This window comes from Photobacterium rosenbergii, assembly GCF_003026455.1.
Lineage (GTDB): Bacteria > Pseudomonadota > Gammaproteobacteria > Enterobacterales > Vibrionaceae > Photobacterium > Photobacterium rosenbergii.
Map to the genome: position 1 here is coordinate 67,633 of NZ_PYMB01000015.1, position 15,776 is coordinate 83,408.

15 protein-coding genes are annotated in these 15,776 nt (G+C 47.6%); 7 read left to right on the top strand and 8 right to left on the bottom strand.

Going from position 1 to position 15,776, the window contains the following annotated elements:
• The first annotated feature begins 12 nt into the window (after positions 1 to 12).
• The 3 genes from C9J01_RS21090 (at position 13) to C9J01_RS21100 (ending at position 2,257) form a co-directional block, all read left to right on the top strand.
• Positions 13 to 1,014 carry a substrate-binding domain-containing protein gene (locus tag C9J01_RS21090; protein WP_107300118.1) on the top strand — a complete coding sequence of 334 codons (1,002 nt, stop codon included), beginning with the start codon at positions 13 to 15 and terminating at the stop codon, positions 1,012 to 1,014.
• A 110-nt stretch (positions 1,015 to 1,124) separates the two neighbouring features.
• The gene (locus C9J01_RS21095; protein ID WP_107300119.1) at positions 1,125 to 1,406 is read left to right on the top strand and encodes a hypothetical protein; all 282 of its coding nucleotides are present in this window, start codon (positions 1,125 to 1,127) and stop codon (positions 1,404 to 1,406) included.
• A gap of 116 nt (positions 1,407 to 1,522) precedes the next feature.
• On the top strand, positions 1,523 to 2,257 hold the full coding sequence (locus C9J01_RS21100) for a YrhK family protein (RefSeq protein WP_107300120.1): 735 nt from the start codon (positions 1,523 to 1,525) through the stop codon (positions 2,255 to 2,257).
• A gap of 77 nt (positions 2,258 to 2,334) precedes the next feature.
• Here the strand turns inward: C9J01_RS21100 and C9J01_RS21105 are convergent, their stop codons facing one another.
• The 6 genes from C9J01_RS21105 to C9J01_RS21130 all read right to left on the bottom strand — a co-directional run bounded on the left by C9J01_RS21105 (position 2,335) and on the right by C9J01_RS21130 (position 9,414).
• Positions 2,335 to 2,808: a response regulator gene (locus C9J01_RS21105; protein WP_039466044.1), complete on the bottom strand. Its 474-nt coding sequence runs from the start codon at positions 2,806 to 2,808 to the stop codon at positions 2,335 to 2,337.
• Positions 2,809 to 2,818: 10 nt separating this feature from the next.
• Entirely contained in the window at positions 2,819 to 4,141 is a 1,323-nt protein-coding gene (locus C9J01_RS21110; RefSeq protein ID WP_107300121.1) for an ATP-binding protein, read from the bottom strand.
• A 10-nt stretch (positions 4,142 to 4,151) separates the two neighbouring features.
• Positions 4,152 to 5,567 carry an SLC13 family permease gene (locus C9J01_RS21115; protein ID WP_107300122.1) on the bottom strand — a complete coding sequence of 472 codons (1,416 nt, stop codon included), beginning with the start codon at positions 5,565 to 5,567 and terminating at the stop codon, positions 4,152 to 4,154.
• A 230-nt stretch (positions 5,568 to 5,797) separates the two neighbouring features.
• Positions 5,798 to 7,201 (bottom strand): MATE family efflux transporter, encoded by a 1,404-nt coding sequence (locus C9J01_RS21120; protein WP_237157031.1) that lies wholly within the window; start codon positions 7,199 to 7,201, stop codon positions 5,798 to 5,800.
• A 203-nt stretch (positions 7,202 to 7,404) separates the two neighbouring features.
• Entirely contained in the window at positions 7,405 to 7,821 is a 417-nt protein-coding gene (locus tag C9J01_RS21125) for a CBS domain-containing protein (RefSeq protein WP_107300123.1), read from the bottom strand.
• A gap of 279 nt (positions 7,822 to 8,100) precedes the next feature.
• Complete coding sequence (locus C9J01_RS21130) at positions 8,101 to 9,414, bottom strand: DUF945 family protein (RefSeq protein ID WP_107300124.1); 1,314 nt, start codon at positions 9,412 to 9,414, stop codon at positions 8,101 to 8,103.
• Positions 9,415 to 9,682: 268 nt separating this feature from the next.
• Here C9J01_RS21130 and C9J01_RS21135 point away from each other — a divergent pair, with 268 nt between their 5' ends.
• The 4 genes from C9J01_RS21135 (at position 9,683) to C9J01_RS21150 (ending at position 14,040) form a co-directional block, all read left to right on the top strand.
• Positions 9,683 to 11,635 carry an ATP-binding protein gene (locus C9J01_RS21135; protein ID WP_107300153.1) on the top strand — a complete coding sequence of 651 codons (1,953 nt, stop codon included), beginning with the start codon at positions 9,683 to 9,685 and terminating at the stop codon, positions 11,633 to 11,635.
• Complete coding sequence (locus C9J01_RS21140) at positions 11,632 to 12,138, top strand: response regulator (protein WP_107300125.1); 507 nt, start codon at positions 11,632 to 11,634, stop codon at positions 12,136 to 12,138. Before C9J01_RS21135 ends, C9J01_RS21140 begins: the two co-directional genes overlap by 4 nt.
• A 133-nt stretch (positions 12,139 to 12,271) precedes the next feature.
• The gene (locus tag C9J01_RS21145; RefSeq protein WP_107300126.1) at positions 12,272 to 13,261 is read left to right on the top strand and encodes a 2-hydroxyacid dehydrogenase; all 990 of its coding nucleotides are present in this window, start codon (positions 12,272 to 12,274) and stop codon (positions 13,259 to 13,261) included.
• Positions 13,262 to 13,491: 230 nt separating this feature from the next.
• Complete coding sequence (locus tag C9J01_RS21150) at positions 13,492 to 14,040, top strand: hypothetical protein (protein ID WP_107300127.1); 549 nt, start codon at positions 13,492 to 13,494, stop codon at positions 14,038 to 14,040.
• 81 nt (positions 14,041 to 14,121) lie between these two features.
• Here C9J01_RS21150 and dsdC read toward each other — a convergent pair whose 3' ends face one another.
• A complete protein-coding gene (gene dsdC / locus C9J01_RS21155; protein ID WP_107300128.1) occupies positions 14,122 to 15,024 on the bottom strand; it encodes a DNA-binding transcriptional regulator DsdC in 903 nt (300 codons plus the stop codon).
• 147 nt (positions 15,025 to 15,171) lie between these two features.
• Positions 15,172 to 15,759: a TfoX/Sxy family DNA transformation protein gene (locus tag C9J01_RS21160; RefSeq protein WP_107300129.1), complete on the bottom strand. Its 588-nt coding sequence runs from the start codon at positions 15,757 to 15,759 to the stop codon at positions 15,172 to 15,174.
• Positions 15,760 to 15,776 lie beyond the last annotated feature (17 nt).

Below are 15,776 nucleotides of genomic sequence, written 5' to 3' on the forward strand. Positions count from 1 at the left end.
GCCTGAGGGAATATGGCAAATTCAACAATTTATGACGTCGCCAAGCTAGCAGGCGTCTCACCGGCAACCGTTTCCCGCTTTGTGAACCAAACCTCACCTATCGATAAGCTCAAATCAAGCCGCATCCGATTAGCGATCGACCAGCTTGGCTACCACCCTCGCAAGCGGTTAAGCCAAGAAGAAAAGGCACTTAAAATAGGCATTTTACTGCCCTCATTTGACTGTCCTTTCAGCAATAAAATTCTCACAGGGATCAAAAGGCTTGCCGAACAAAGCCAAAGCCAGTTAATTACCGAAAGTTCAAACTGGCAGCGGCCGCAAGAAATTCAGCACCTCAAATATTTTCGTAACCTTAACCTTGATGGCGTCATTGTTATTTTAGGCCTAGCCCCAGCGTATGAAGTAAAAGCGATATTAGGCAAGATCCCGGTCTTATTTAGCTGTAGGAAAGAGTCTCCAGAAGCCCAAACCCTCAATATCAATAACCTCGTGGGCGGTAAAATGGCCACTAACCATTTATTACAGCTTGGCCACACACGCATTGCCCACCTAACAGGGCCCAAAGGGGTTTTCGATGGTGAGTGCCGCCTAGAAGGTTATAAACAAAGCTTGCAAAATGCAGGGTTGGTCGTTGATAGCTCCCTGATCATCAATGGGGGATTTTCATTGGAAAGCGGTTTGAAGGCAACGCGCCACTTACTGCAGAGCGGCACAGAATTCACGGCGATTTTTGCGGCAAATGATCACAGTGCATTTGGTGCTATTCAGGCCCTCAACCAACATGGGTTGAAGGTACCTGACGACATATCCGTCGTCGGTTTTGACGACCATGAAATGTGTCCATATTTTATTCCCCAACTTACGACAGTTAGGCAACCATTATTTGAGTTTGGCCGGTTAGCATTCCAATCAATCCAAGCAACAATAATAAAAAAAGGCTTTGATGCTCCCCTTCCCCCCTTTGAACTGGTGGTTAGAAAGAGCACTGCCCACTTATTAGCAACAAAAGATTGAACAACAGTAAATCTTGTTCAACAACCAGTCTACCGCCCTGTACTTTGGGGTGATAGACAACGACCACTATCAGCCTATAATGACGCACTTTACCCCCATTGAGCTCTACCATGGCTAAAAAACCCGACCGCCGTACCGCGATGCAGCTAATCATCGAACAAGTGAAGCAAGAACTGCCTATCTATGATCCTGATACTTTTGTCTGTGGTCCGGACAACAGTTGTATCGGTTGCCCGAAAAAGCTAATGGAATTGCTTGAGTCGGAAGTGTCTTATTGGGAATGTGTGTTGGAGCGGGGCGACTCGCCGGACTTCGACGATATCTCTCGTTTTGGCAAGATGTGCAGGAACATCAAGCGCGGGTTGGTGAGGAACAATATCGTTACCGCCTAGGCTAGTTAGGATCGCAGCTATAACCTTCAGTAGGCTGTGATCATACAAAAGCGATTACCCCCTAACCCCGCCTATCCGTTACCCTCGCCTTCGCAAATCACTATAGAGGGCGATCAATGGCACGTCTGTTTACCAACCGTATCCGCATTCATGATATCACCCGGCATGATGCCGATCTCAAGAGCCACTTTCGCTGGGAGACTCTTGGTGCTGTGATGTACAAACTCGGCGGGATCTTGTTTGTGGTGGGCAGCATTTTGTTTTTTCCCAGCTTTTCAGCCTATTCATGGCTAGGACAAATCGTATTCTTCGCCGGCTCATTGTGTTACCTAACTATCAATTGCCACGATACCTATGACACCCACCGCTATTGGGCTAGTCAAGCACAAAGCAAGAAGAAGTGGCTCGAGTACAGTGCGACCTATATCTATCTGCTGGGGACACTGATGTATGTCGCAGGCAGGGTTGCCACCTTTATTGATAGCCAGTACCAGGCCCTCAGTTCTACCCTATTCATTGTTGGTAGCCTGCTTTTTGTCGTTGGCGCGACGATCAATATTATCAATATAGGAAAAATAAATTCACGGCCTATTGCCCAACTGATGAACCTAACAGCAATAACCTTCATCGTAGGAAGTGTGCTTTTCGCTGTTGGCTCAGTCCCTTTACTATGGCAAGAAGAAACTATGGCGTATTCACCTTTGCTGGCCAATTTTATCTCATGGCAGTTTTTAATCGGTAGCCTGTTGTTTTTCTTCGGTGGTGTATTTAACTACTGGCGGGCATACCTATTTATCCAAGACGCAGTAGCTAGCAAACAAGACGTCCCGGCTTTTACCGTTGCTCAATAAGCAAAAGGGTGAGCAACGCTCACCCTTTCTGACTAGGCAACAGGATTACATTTTAAACCTGTGTAATAGCTGGCAGATTAACTCAAACGCCTGAACACCACACCATTATCAAGGATCTCCATCCATGGTTGGTAATCCATTCCCATGTCAAAGATGTATTCGGTGATTAAGCTTCTGGCTGTTGTCAGCAGGCTATCAGCTTTCCAAGGTTTCTCGAAATAGCTTTCAATACGGGCTCGGTTGATAGCAGCAATAGTATCTTGGTGCGTCGCCTGCCCGGTCAATAGTACCTTTTTAGTTTTGTGAAAACGTGAATCCTGAGAGATCTCCGTGAGCAACTCAACACCTGTTTTACCCGGCATCACATGGTCCGAAATCACCAAAGCAATGAACTCGCCTTCAGCATCCAGTTCATCCATCAACTCCAGAGCTTCATCCGCTGATTCACAGTCTTCAACATGAAAGAAGTCATTCAACGGTGAAAGATCTTTCAATACAGCGCTTAGTACTTCCCTCTGATCATCCACGCAGATGATGTTTAGTTTTTCCATAACCATTCCCTTACGCGATTGGCAGTTTGATACGAAATTTTGTTTTTTCCGGGTCGCTCTTGAGTGCAATGGTGCCGCCATAGCTATTGACGATCCGCTGTACAATCGAAAGACCCAGCCCTAATCCGAACGACAACCCACCTTTTTTGGTCGTGAAGTTGGGTTGAAATACCTTGCGCCGTGTCGCTTCGTCGATCATCGGCCCATTGTTGCTAATAGTGATCAGCAAACGGTTTTTTGAATGCCGTGTGATGATTTCGATCTGTGGTTCTGGAGTATCCTCCATCGCATCACACGCATTTTTGATAATGTTGACCCATACCTGCACCAACTCCGTCGTACTTGCCGTCATCGTCGGCAGCACTGCCGGGCGCAAGACGACATTGACCCGCCTCAAGTTGCTTTGCAGCAGTGCCAGTGATTTATGGATGGTATCGTTGACATCAACATCCGGCTGGCGCGCATTGTCTGTTCCACCGAGTTGTTTCACCGAACGGACAATACTGGCAGCATGTTTGGAAGCGAGCTTCATATCATGCAGATCCCGGCCAATATCCCAGTACTGCAGGGCTTCATCAAGGTTATCCAGCCAGTACTGTGGCACGTCGCCATCAGGTACTGCACGGGCAAGTTGCCTCGCCTGATCCCTTTCCAAACCAAGATCTTGCTGCAGCTGCTTGGCCCGCTTACGGGCCTGTGCTGACGTTACCGCCTGACCATCACAAATCCCTAAATCGAGGAACGGACTGACTTCAGGTTTGTTCTCTTCCAAGAAACGACAAATCCCTTCCTGCAAACCCTCGGTTTTACTGCTTAAAACACCGACAGCGTTGTTCAGTTCATGGGCAATGCCCGCAGCTAACTGCCCCAAGGTAGTCATCTGCTCAGCCGCATAGAGTTTTTGCAGGGCCTTTTCCTTCTCAATAGCCTGGAGCCCTGTCATCATCTGGCGCTGGGCCAACTCGTGGACCATGACGGGCATGAACTGCTCCGCCAAGGAACCATAAGTTTCCGGCTCAACGGCTTGGGTCTTGAGATCAATCCAAGCAATTTCGCTGTCTTTCTCGGCCACCACCGTGGTCGAAGCCATCAAGGTTTGGGCAAAGAAACTGTGGACACCGAAGAACATGCCCTGCTCGACCCTGAAAACTTTGGCCGTAACATCCGCTTCGTTCTTGAGGTAGCCAGACAATTCGCCTTTCTTCACCCAATACAACTTGTCGTTATAACCATCCTGTATCAATACCTGTGTCCCCGCCTTCACCGCTTCGGTTCTGGCCGGGTCACGAAAGTAAACATCGATGATCCGCTGCATGGCTTTTGGTTGATGCATGGCGACTCTCTTAGATATGGTCAATCAGGTGTAACAGCCAGATCATGGCAAAGCTAAGCACCACACCGACAACCCCGATGATCACCCCAACCCGTGCCATCTGGTTACTTTGGACATGGCCAGTAGCATGGGCCAGTGCGTTCGGTGGCGTACTGATTGGCAGTGACATACCCAGCGAAGCCGCAAAAGTTACGACAAGGATCAGGGTAATCTCACCACCTAGCGGTACTAGCGACACCATGGATGTACCTAACGCTGCCATAATTGGCATCAGCAAGTTAGCGGTCGCGGTATGGGACATGAAGTTTGCCATCACCAAACATAGCAATGCCGAGCCGCCCAATACGACATAAGGTGAGAAGCTATCAAACGGGATACTATGCACCATGAGTTTGGCCAGACCGGTCTGATCCAAAGCAAGGCCAAGGGCGATACCACCCGATACCAGCCAAAGCACATCCCACGAGATCTTTTTCAAGTCTTCCTTGTTGATGATGCCGGTCAGCGAGAACACCGCAACAGGGATCAGGGCGACGGTATAAGAGTTCATCCCGTGGGAAGAGCCCATCAACCACAAAATAATCGTCAGGGCGAACGTCACATAAACAGTGATCGCCTTTGGCGTCATTAAGAACTTACCCTTGATGGTCAGTTCGATTTTTTCCTGTTTCGCAGGATACAGCGTATTGATCAGTACCCAGGCAAACACCAAAAGGACAGCAACAAAAGGTACGCCAAAGAACATCCACTCACCAAAAGTGATCAGGTTATCACCCGTCAGGTACTTCAAGGCAATGGCATTGGGCGGTGTACCGATTGGGGTACCAATACCACCTATGTTAGCTGCGACCGGAATACACAATGCAAAAGCAATTTTGCCCGGGTCTTTGGCACCAAACAGAGCAATCACGGGCGCAAGGATAGAGAGCATCATGGCTGTGGTTGCCGTGTTTGACATGAACATCGAGAAGATAGCGGTGATCAGCATCAGCCCGAACATGACATATTTCGGCTGGGTACCGAATGGCTTCAGCAATACCCGCGCCAAGTTAACGTCTAAACGGTACTTAGTTGCCGCCATCGCCAAGAAGAACCCCCCGAGGAACAGCATGATAATCGGGCTGGCAAAGGTAGCCATAATATCGCTGTAGTTGAGTAACTCACCGAAATGAGGCTGGCCTTCCGCCCCACGGAACAGGTACAGCCCTTTATCAGAGAGTAGCATTAGTTCCAACACGATAATGACCACCGAGGTAGCATAAATCGGTATCGGCTCCAGCACCCAGCACAAGGCCGCTAACAAGAAGATAGCAATAACACGTTGCTGAACAACCGTTAAACCTTCTACAGGAAACGCTGATGCAGGCAGCATCAGAATGATGAGAGGAATGAGAACGGGTATGATGACCCTTAGATATTGACGCATGTTTACATTATTCCCTTAAAACACAAAATCCTGTGTGTCTATTACTGCAGATAACAACTTTTCATCAATGAAAAACACGCAGTAATAGCAGCACCGGTAGCGCTTTTGGCTACCGGTAAAAATCCAGATTGGGTGATTGTGCGTCTATAGGTAGGAAATTTCACCGGAGCAGATCAATAAACCAGTGAAATGTAACTCTTTTTGATGATTGACTTACGAAAAGGCCAGACTTAAGTCTTCACATCTGTTGCTAATGTCTCATCGATAACATCTTCATGTCCCATATAAGTCCGCGAAGAACAAAATGGCGTAAGTGGCACACTGGGTTCGAGGATCTCTGGTTCTTCCGCTTTCTGCTCCTGCTCCATGGCCATTTTTCGGACCTGATTAACCACCAGCATACCGCTGAAGATACCAAAGGCAATGGTGCCTACAGCTTGTCCTATCAGCACCCCTTCTGCACCACCGAGTTTTCCCCCGAGCCAAACAAATGGAATAGTGCCTAGGGTCGCTTTCCCCATATTTAGTGCTGTCGACCATGTCGGACGGTTGAGGTTATTGAAGGCCGCATTGGCAACAAACATGGCCCCGTTAAAGATAAAGGTAATCGCAATTATCGTACAGAACACCGAGACAAGGCTCGCAGCATCCTGCTCTAAGCTAAATATCGCAATCAGCCAGTCTTGCCCCCACCAGAGCAGAACAGAAACCACCACACAGTAGGCTGTAACGAACATCAACGCATCTGATAATGAGCGCAGAATACGATCCCAACGGCCCGCGCCAAAGTTCTGGCCAATGATCGGGCCAATGGCCCCTGATAGCGAAAAGACCAAAGCAAAGCACACCGGCATAATTCGACCTATGACGGCATAGCCTGCCACGTAACTTTCACCAAACTGGGCAATATGGCTAGTCACAATCGCATTGCCGATTGGGGTCGCGGTATTGGTTAGGATCGCAGGAAACGCAATGGCAGAGATGGGTAGCAATGAAGACAAAAAAGAACCGATTTTGGGGCGGGCAACTAGGTTATGATGAACAATAACCGCATGGATTGAAAACACCATAACAGCCACTCGGGCAAATACGGACGCCGTTGCCGCGCCCTCGACGCCCATAGAAAAGCCGAAAATAAACAGAGGGTCGAGTACCGCATTCACCGCCCCACCAATAATAGTGGCATACATCGAACGGCGTGCATCGCCTATCCCCCTAAGCGCAGCGCCGGCTGCCATAGAAACGGCCACCACTGGCGCGCTTGGCATCAATATTGTCAGGTAATCTGTCGCGGCCTCAGCCACCCTACCCTTTGCCCCAATCATTGCCAATAGTGACTGCAAATTATCGAGTACAAGGGACACCAGCACCGCACTGAAAATAACGGCAAAGATCATGACATTTACCGTCACATTTCGTGCCTGTTCGCGATTATTGGCACCCAGTGCCCGGGAAACCAAAGCCCCCGTCGCAATAGAAGTACCGATAGAAGCCGAAGTGGTGAAGAAAACCAAAGTACCCGCAAAACCGATTGCAGCCGCTAGTTCAATTTCACCCAACAAACTGATGAAGAACATATCAAGCAAGTCAACCAGGAACAGCGCCATCAAGCCAACCGCACCGGTACCTGACATCACGACGATATGCTTCATCGTTGAACCAGTGACAAACTTGGCGTCTTTATCTGCTATTGGCTGTGTTTTGTTATTTTCTTCGGAAGATTGGGACGGCTTAGGCACTGGCTCTCCTTGCTAGCATTAACAAACACTCAGGGTATGATGAAATACAAGAAAGGCGCCCACAGCGCCTTTTCTATGTCGATGACAACGTCTTTGAATTAAACTGGGTGCTTGAAGCAGTCACCAATTTGGTTACTGATCGCTGTTAACACATCACGGCGGGTGATAACCCCAACCAGTTGACCGTATTCTACCACAGGGTAAATTTTAGGTTTTTGCCCCGCCATGGTATCGGCCAATTCGATAATCGAATCTTCAGGAGAAACCGTCAATACATCCGCACGCATGCACTCTTCAACAGTATGTGTATCATGGCAGTGATAGCCCACTTTTAGCAGTTTGTGGATCATATCCTGTTCAGACAAAAAGCCGACAACTTTACGCGTCTCATCGACCACTGGGCCACCGATTTGCTTGGCGGAAAGTAGCTTATCCAGTGCCTTAGAAAGAGACATCTTAGGTTCGAATGTCACCGGACGAACATTCATATAATCCTTGACCTTCAACGACTCCATACATCCCCCTAATCATACTTGCCAGAACCATCGACCACTCTGCTGACAGCCCTTAGCGCTAACTTTTCAGATTGGCCCTCCTCGTCCAAGGAGCACCTCCTTTTGATCTAAGTGTCGTCTATTTCCTTGAAATTACTAAATTGAAATAGATGATTTTCTTGATAGGTGCTGCCTATCATGGCATCCCACCAAGTTTTTTGCTGGCCGCGAGGAAAGGAAGATATAAAAAACCGCTGAAAAATTCAGCGGTTTTATTGGTGTAAAAAGATAAGTAAGGGCTTACATGAAGAGCATAAATAGCATGGCAAAAGGCAGTTGATCACCGTTCGACAGGATCACCTTGTCACCTTCTATCTGCATATCGAGCAGGTAGTGGGTCTCATTCCTTTCAACAATCGCGCTCTGCTCTAACATGTCGACACGCTCACTAAGCAGTGGATCCGCTTCGACCAAATCGACAGGTAGGCTAAGATGAATATCGCCGCCCAAATTCTGGGCAATTTGACCAATGTTCTGAGAGATATTGCTGATCCCTGGGGCTATAGCCATATTCAAACGGCTAGTTACCTGTCCTTCCGGCGCCAAAACACTTAAATCATTTACCGAGAAAGCCAGCCCTTTAGCTACCAGTGCATCCAAAGCATCTGAAACTTCCTTGGCTTGCTGTTCGGTCAGCGGCTCTTCGAGATCATCCGTCATATCCCCCAGTCGGCTCAACGATGGGTAATCAAGATCGGAAAAGGCCATCTGGAAGTTAAAGTTGCTGTACTCGCTGCCATCGAGCATCACCAGCTTACCCACTTTGACATGGTTAGAGTTAGCCAGTTGCTGCTCCGGTTTATCTTCGCCTTCAGCGGCCTCTGGCTGAGTCAGAATGTTCTCCATGCCAACAGCGACACCGGATAAATCCAAGCTCTGCTCGGAGTTGAGATCCTTGAAGCTGACAGCCTCAAGCGTCAGGGACTGATCGCCAATCCAGAACTGCCCGTCCAGGTATCCCTTACCACCACCTTTCAGGCCTTTTAGTACCATCTCTTCTTGTGCTGTTGTAGTCAGGCTGGCAGCAGGCAACTGGTATTGAAATTCACCGGCTCCTTTCGCGTTGACCGTACCCTGCATAATAAACGGGGAAACAGCGACATTGTTGCCGTTAACTTCTGTTGCTTCAATTGGATTGATCTGGAAGGTAAAGTCCGTCTTTCGGGTAAGTGCGGTGCTAGTTGTGAAAGTAACAGGCGCAACATTTTCACCCCATAGCGCATTAGCCATCGGCTTCAGCTCTTCATCTACCAGCAGTTCACTGGTTGAAGAAACCCCCATAAAACCGTGGCTAACATGGTGCTTTACAAACCAAACAGTCGGTAAGCCTTCATCTTCAAAAAGAAACTTCAGCTCATCCTTTAGCTCAATTTTGGATACTGCCTCTGAGCTAAGGTATCCGCGCTGATACGAATCGCTGGACACAGCAAGGTAAGGGTTTTCATATTGGCCCAATGTATCAAGATAAATGCGCTCGCCAATTTGCCCCGTGGCGAACGGCCAACACAGCGCCACTGCCACAGCACCACCAACGGCACCGATTTTTCCTAGCATTATTTTTAGGTCCCAGATCTGAAGATGAAAAACTCAGTCTATCATAGCTTGCTGAACAATGAATTTATCAATCTGCATTGATTTCTTAGGAAATTTTGATACCTATCGCGCAAACAGGCTCGAAATCACACCTTCGGCAAGGGGGAAAATTATTCTCACGCGATTGCTAGTTGGCTCTCAGTCCAGGCTGCTGATTTCTTATACACTTAATTCAAAGTATCTAAATATAACAGTTACATAGCAATATTTTGACGTGAAAGGTGTGATGGTGAATAGTTTTGCGATTGTCTGTCTGGACGACGATCCTCTGGTCGTGGAAAAGCTTAATCAGGATTTGGCTGATTTTGCCGATCTTTTTGATATCTATAATGCCTATAGCATTACGGAAGCCAATGAGATCCTTGAAGACATTGCGACCAATAACCAGCGTGTCGCAATGGTTATCTGTGACAATGAACTTGGCGAAGACAAGGGCGTTAACTTTTTAGTCTCCCTCGAAAAGTACCCGGCCAGCAAACAAGCCCGCTCGGTCCTGCTTAATGATATGCCCCAGCTCGATGCCATTATGCAAGCGGTGAACGAAGGCCGGCTGCACTACTGCCTTACCAAGCCGTGGAACTCACAAGAGCTCAAACAAGTTCTGCTCAAAGAGCTGACCCATTTTGTATTGAAGCACCCTGATGAAGACTGGCTCAAGTACAGCCAATTGCTTGATCACCGCCGGATCCTCAATGCCCACATCGAACGTCAAATGTCACGTTTTCGTTCTGGATTTATCCAGCATAGCCATACCCTAGACGACACCAGCCTAGCCAACCAAGTTATTGATGCGCTACACGAGTTCTTTGCCAGCAACGACGAAACCCGCGCCTGTCGCAGCTACAGTGCCAACCACATCCTGACCCAGGAAGGTGAGCCGAATAATTTCCTCTGGTTCATCACCAGCGGTGAGGTCGCGTTATACAAAAAAGATGAGCACGGTTGCCGCCATGAGGTCGTAAGAGCTGGCCCTGGTCATCTTGTCGGCGGTATGTCATTCATTTCAGGCGAGAGCTCCTTCTCGACAGGGGTCACCCTTTGCGGCACGGATGTCATCAAGCTCGACCGCGAGCTATTCAACAAAGTCATGAACTCACGCAGTGAGTTGCTGCCATTGTTCACCAATCTGCTGCTACGTAACTTCAACCGCCGCCTAAAAGGCAGTATTCAAACCGAACTGCGCTTGCAGCAAACACTGAAATCCCTCGATGAGGCCTACCATCAACTGGTCGAAAAAGAAAAGATGGCCATGTTGGGCCAACTGGTGGCAGGCGTCGCACACGAACTCAATAATCCCGTTTCTGCCATTCTTCGAGGCAGTGATACACTCAAACAGACCATTGGCACCATCACCAACACCACGCTTAGCCATGAAAACCAAGACCGTGGCAATGACATTATGCAGCAGGCTATGCAATCAAGGCCACTGTCCACATCAGAGGCCCGTCAACGCGCCAAACAACTGACTGGTACACTCGGCGACAAGCAATTGGCCCGCAAGGTCGTTCAAATGGGCATAGATGACGATCACTACCTAGAACAATGGCTGTTGCCGCAGAAAAATCAATTACCTCAAGTTCTATCTGAATGGGAAAATTACTACCAGATGGGCAACTTCCTGCGCTCAATCAATGTCTGTGCCCAGCGCATTGCCGATCTGGTCAAAAGCTTGAAAAGCTATGCACGGCAAGATGACGAATCCATCCATTTTGTTGACATCCATGAAGGGTTGGAAGACACCTTAGTGATCTTCGAAAACAAATTGAAGCGGCACCATGTGGTCAAAGAATACAGCCCGCTACCGCCTGTTTACTGCCAGCCCATCGCTTTACAGCAGGTGTGGACTAACCTGATTTCCAACGCCCTCGATGCCGTTGAGGAACCCGGTGAAATCAAGGTAGTCACCCGAATGGTCAGTGGCGAGCAAAACGGACAACAAGCAATTGAAGTCATCGTCGAAGATAATGGCAAAGGAATACCTCAAGAGCAGCAAGAAAAAGTATTCGAACTGAATTTCACCACCAAGCGAGAAGGCAACTTCGGGCTGGGTATAGGGTTATCTGTCTGCCAGCAGATCATCCATCAACACAATGGCAGCATCAGGGTTGAATCCGAACCTGGATTATTTACCAAAATGATAGTGACTTTGCCTTTAGGCGAGGCAGTTAAGGAGAGCCTATGAACAAATATCTGATCCTTTGCGTTGATGATGAGCGCGAAGTACTTGATAGCGTGATTAATGATCTGCGTGCACTGGATGAATACTTTGTGATTGAAGCCGCTGAATCGGTGGATGAGGCGAAAGAAGTGCTTGCCGATACCATCGCTGATCATATTCCGCTGGCACTGATTTTGTGTGATCACATTATGCCCGGCGAAACAGGCATCGATTTCCTTATCGAACTTAAACACCAAGAAGAGTCTAGCAATGCGCGTAAGGTATTGCTGACCGGCCAGGCTGGCCTCGAGGAAACCGTTCAGGCAGTGAATAACGCTAGTTTGGATTACTATATCGCCAAACCGTGGAATGGGGACCAACTCAAACAGATCGTCATTGATCAGCTGACAACCTATGTGATCGACAATGAGTCGGAGGCAGAACTGCTTGCTTGGATGCAGATCCTTGATACCAACCGGATCATGGAAGCCCTCAGCCACCGCCGCTTATCTTTGTCGGACATATAACCCTACAAATTTAATTGTCATACAAACCTTTTCGGGATAGGGCTAAAAGTGTTATCTTGGTCACAAAACAATAAGATCAATTACACTACTCCAAGGCTTCTGCCGAGGAACAGTCAACCCGAAAAGGTGATCCATGAAAGTTGCAGTCTTCAGCACCAAAAAGTATGACCAAAACTCATTCGAGCTGATTAATCAACACTACAACCATCAGCTCGACTTTTACGATTTCCGCTTAACACTTCAAACCGTCAAAATCGTTCAGGGCTATGATGCCGTTTGTGCTTTCGTCAATGACGATTTAAGCCGTCCAGTGCTAGAAGCACTGGCAGAAAACCAAGTAAAACTGATTGCAATGCGCTGTGCCGGCTACGACAAAGTCGATATTGAAGCAGCTAAATCGCTTGGTATTCAGGTCGTCCGCGTACCCGCCTATTCTCCAGAAGCTATTGCTGAGCATACCCTTGGCCTGATGCTCAGCCTTAACCGCCGTATCCATCGTGCCTACCAACGTACCCGGGACGCAAATTTCTCCCTAGAAGGCCTGACTGGCTTCAACTTCCACGGCAAAACGGTGGGGGTTATTGGTACAGGCAAAATCGGCATTGCCACTATTCGTATCCTCAAAGGGCTTGGCATGAACATTCTTGCTTTCGATCCATACGAAAACCCTACGGCAATTGAGTTGGGTGTGGAATACACCAGCCTGAATGACATCTACCGTCAGTCCGACGTTATTACTCTGCACTGTCCGATGACAGAAGAGAACTACCACATGCTCAATGCCGATGCCTTCGACAAAATGCGTGATGGCGTAATGATCATCAACACCAGTCGTGGTGAACTACTCAACTCCAAAGATGCTATCGAGGCGCTGAAAAGCAGTAAAATTGGCTCTTTGGGTATTGATGTGTACGAAAACGAAAAAGATCTGTTCTTTGAAGACAAATCGAATGATGTGATTAAAGATGATGTCTTCCGCCGCCTATCTGCTTGTCACAACGTATTATTCACAGGTCATCAGGCTTTTCTAACTGAAGAAGCCCTTGGCAATATTGCCGACACCACATTGAACAACATGACGCAATTTGAACACGAAAAGCGCTCAGGTAATGAATTGATATAACCTCAAAATATCAATTTGAACAGCAACAACTTAGGGGCAGGCCACCGCCTGCCCTACATGCCTCAAAAAGCCACTCACGCAAAACGATCACAAATTTTTACCAATTTTGTCGACTTTTACGCCAATCCCTTTAAAAACAAGACAGCAAAATTCCACAAAACTGCTATGAACACCGGCTTTTGTCCATTAAAATAGTGCAATTAATTTTTAGCCCATTGGACAAATTTGTCATGCGTAAAATTCTAATTGCTTCAGGTCTTGTCCTGGCATCTGTGTCGGCCGCTCAGGCGAATGCTCAACCGACTATGAGCAACTTCAACTACGACTACGCTGAAGCTCGTATTGGCATCAGCCCGCTGACTTACGGTGCTGGTTTCAGCACATCAATCCACCCTAATGCCCACATTACCGGTAGCGTTGATACTGAATTCGACAGCGACTGGGATGCAGCGCTTGGTGTAGGTTTCCACGCACCAGTAAACAACTGGGCTGACATCACAGGTGAGCTTAAGGCTCGCAGCGCTAAAAACAAAGGCGCACTGAAAAGCTCAAGCGGTAAATTCGGTGTAGAAGTTAACCTAGGTATTCGCCAGTGGTTGGGTCCACAACTAGAAGTTGGCGGTACTATCGGTCACCTAAACATTGATGAATATGAAGAAGTAATCGGCAGCGTATACGGTCGCTTCCACGCAACTGAACTGTTCTCAGTTGGCGTGACGGGTCGTTTCAACGAGCTTTACGGTGATCAGGTTATGCTATCAACTCGATTCAAGTTCTAAATATCGATAGATAGACTAATTAATGATAAACGCCCTGCACCTGCAGGGCGTTTTCTTTTGGTCACAAGCAAAGTGGAAGGGTTACTGCACTTCGCCAAGCCAGTCGATAAATGCCTTTATTCGTGGCGATGTTGCCATCTCCTTGCGGCATACTAAGAAATAATTTTGTGGTGATGGCACCGATAACATAAACGGAGTGACCAGTCGCCCTGTCTGAAGTTGTTCAGCAATAAATGACGCTCGCCCTATTGCCACCCCTATTCCACGTTCCGCTGCCTGCAAAGCCAAATCAGCACGGTCAAAGGTACATCCTGTCTCAGGGAGGACAACACCATTTTGCTGAGCCCAATATTGCCACTCATCATTTTTACCCGCCCTAGCCCAAGGTGCGGCATCATGTAACAGCATACAGGACATTAATTTGGCGGGGTTTCCATACAAATCATGCTGCTCTGCATACTCGTGGCTACAAACTGGCACCATGCTTTCATCCATGAGTTTAACAACATGAAGGCCCGTATATTTGCCATTACCAAAGTAGATAGCACAGTCGAAAGACTCGGTATGGAAGTCCACCAGTTCATTTCTAGTCCGAAGGTGAAAACGTAACGCGGGATACTTTTCCATAAAGCTCCCCAGCCTTGGTAATAACCAACGCTGGGCAAAAGTAGGCGGAACAGAAACGTTGAGATCACCGCTTAGCTCTAATGTCCTTAAATCCCGTAATTCATTGGCTATATCACCAAAGTTAAGTGCCAGCACTTCCTTCAAGCGCTTTCCTTCATCAGTCAGGGTCAGCTTGCGCGGTTGCCGGATGAACAGCTTTACCCCTAATGATTCTTCCAGGTTCTTTATTTTATGACTGACTGCACTTTGTGTTAGGCAAAGGATCTCTGCCGCACGGGTAAAACTCATTTGATCGGCAGCAATCAAAAAGCAGTGGAGCCCCGAAAGTACAGGCCCCGTCAAACGTGGTAATCGCATATATCTTTGAACAGCATGGACTTATTTTCACATGATATACCCAAAGCCTATGAGATGCCCCCTCTTCCACCACTTTTCATGTGGTAAAAATAAAAAAGCGGCTGGTAACCAGCCGCTTTTTTAAGATCTGAAAATAATGATAGCAACTTATTCAACGTCACGTAATAAGCGTTGTTTTTGGTCGTCTTTCAGTAACGTCCAGTGGCAACCATCGATTGCTCCGGCAAACATCCATAGCAATTTAACATCCAGATCTTTACCTTGGTTTATACGAACTTTACGGAAAACTTCCACCGCCCCTAAAGACACAAAACTACTCACATCTGGTACACCGGCTTTTTTCACCATACGCTCCAGTGTCAGCCTCATGTTAGGTAAATCTCTGATTCTTTTGCTTCTACCTGACATCTTGTAACTTTTCTCAGAGGTAGAAATCGCGATCGACTGCTTGACCATTTTTGCACACAACGGCAAATCCTGATGATAGAGATGGGTGATATCATAGTAATTTACGACAGCTGTCGTGCTACGTTTGATATGCCTGAACTTTTCACAGCCCGACAACGTCAACTGCTGGTCGAGTTCACCACCACCTCGAAGGAATAATGCTTCATCTGTAATGATGGCGTACATTGCGCTGTCAATGAAAACACCCGTACCTCCGAACATGGAACGCTTTTCAAACACACCAAATTCGCGCAAATAATTAAATATCTCTTCCCTGAACCCTAGCACAATTAGTCTCCATTAAA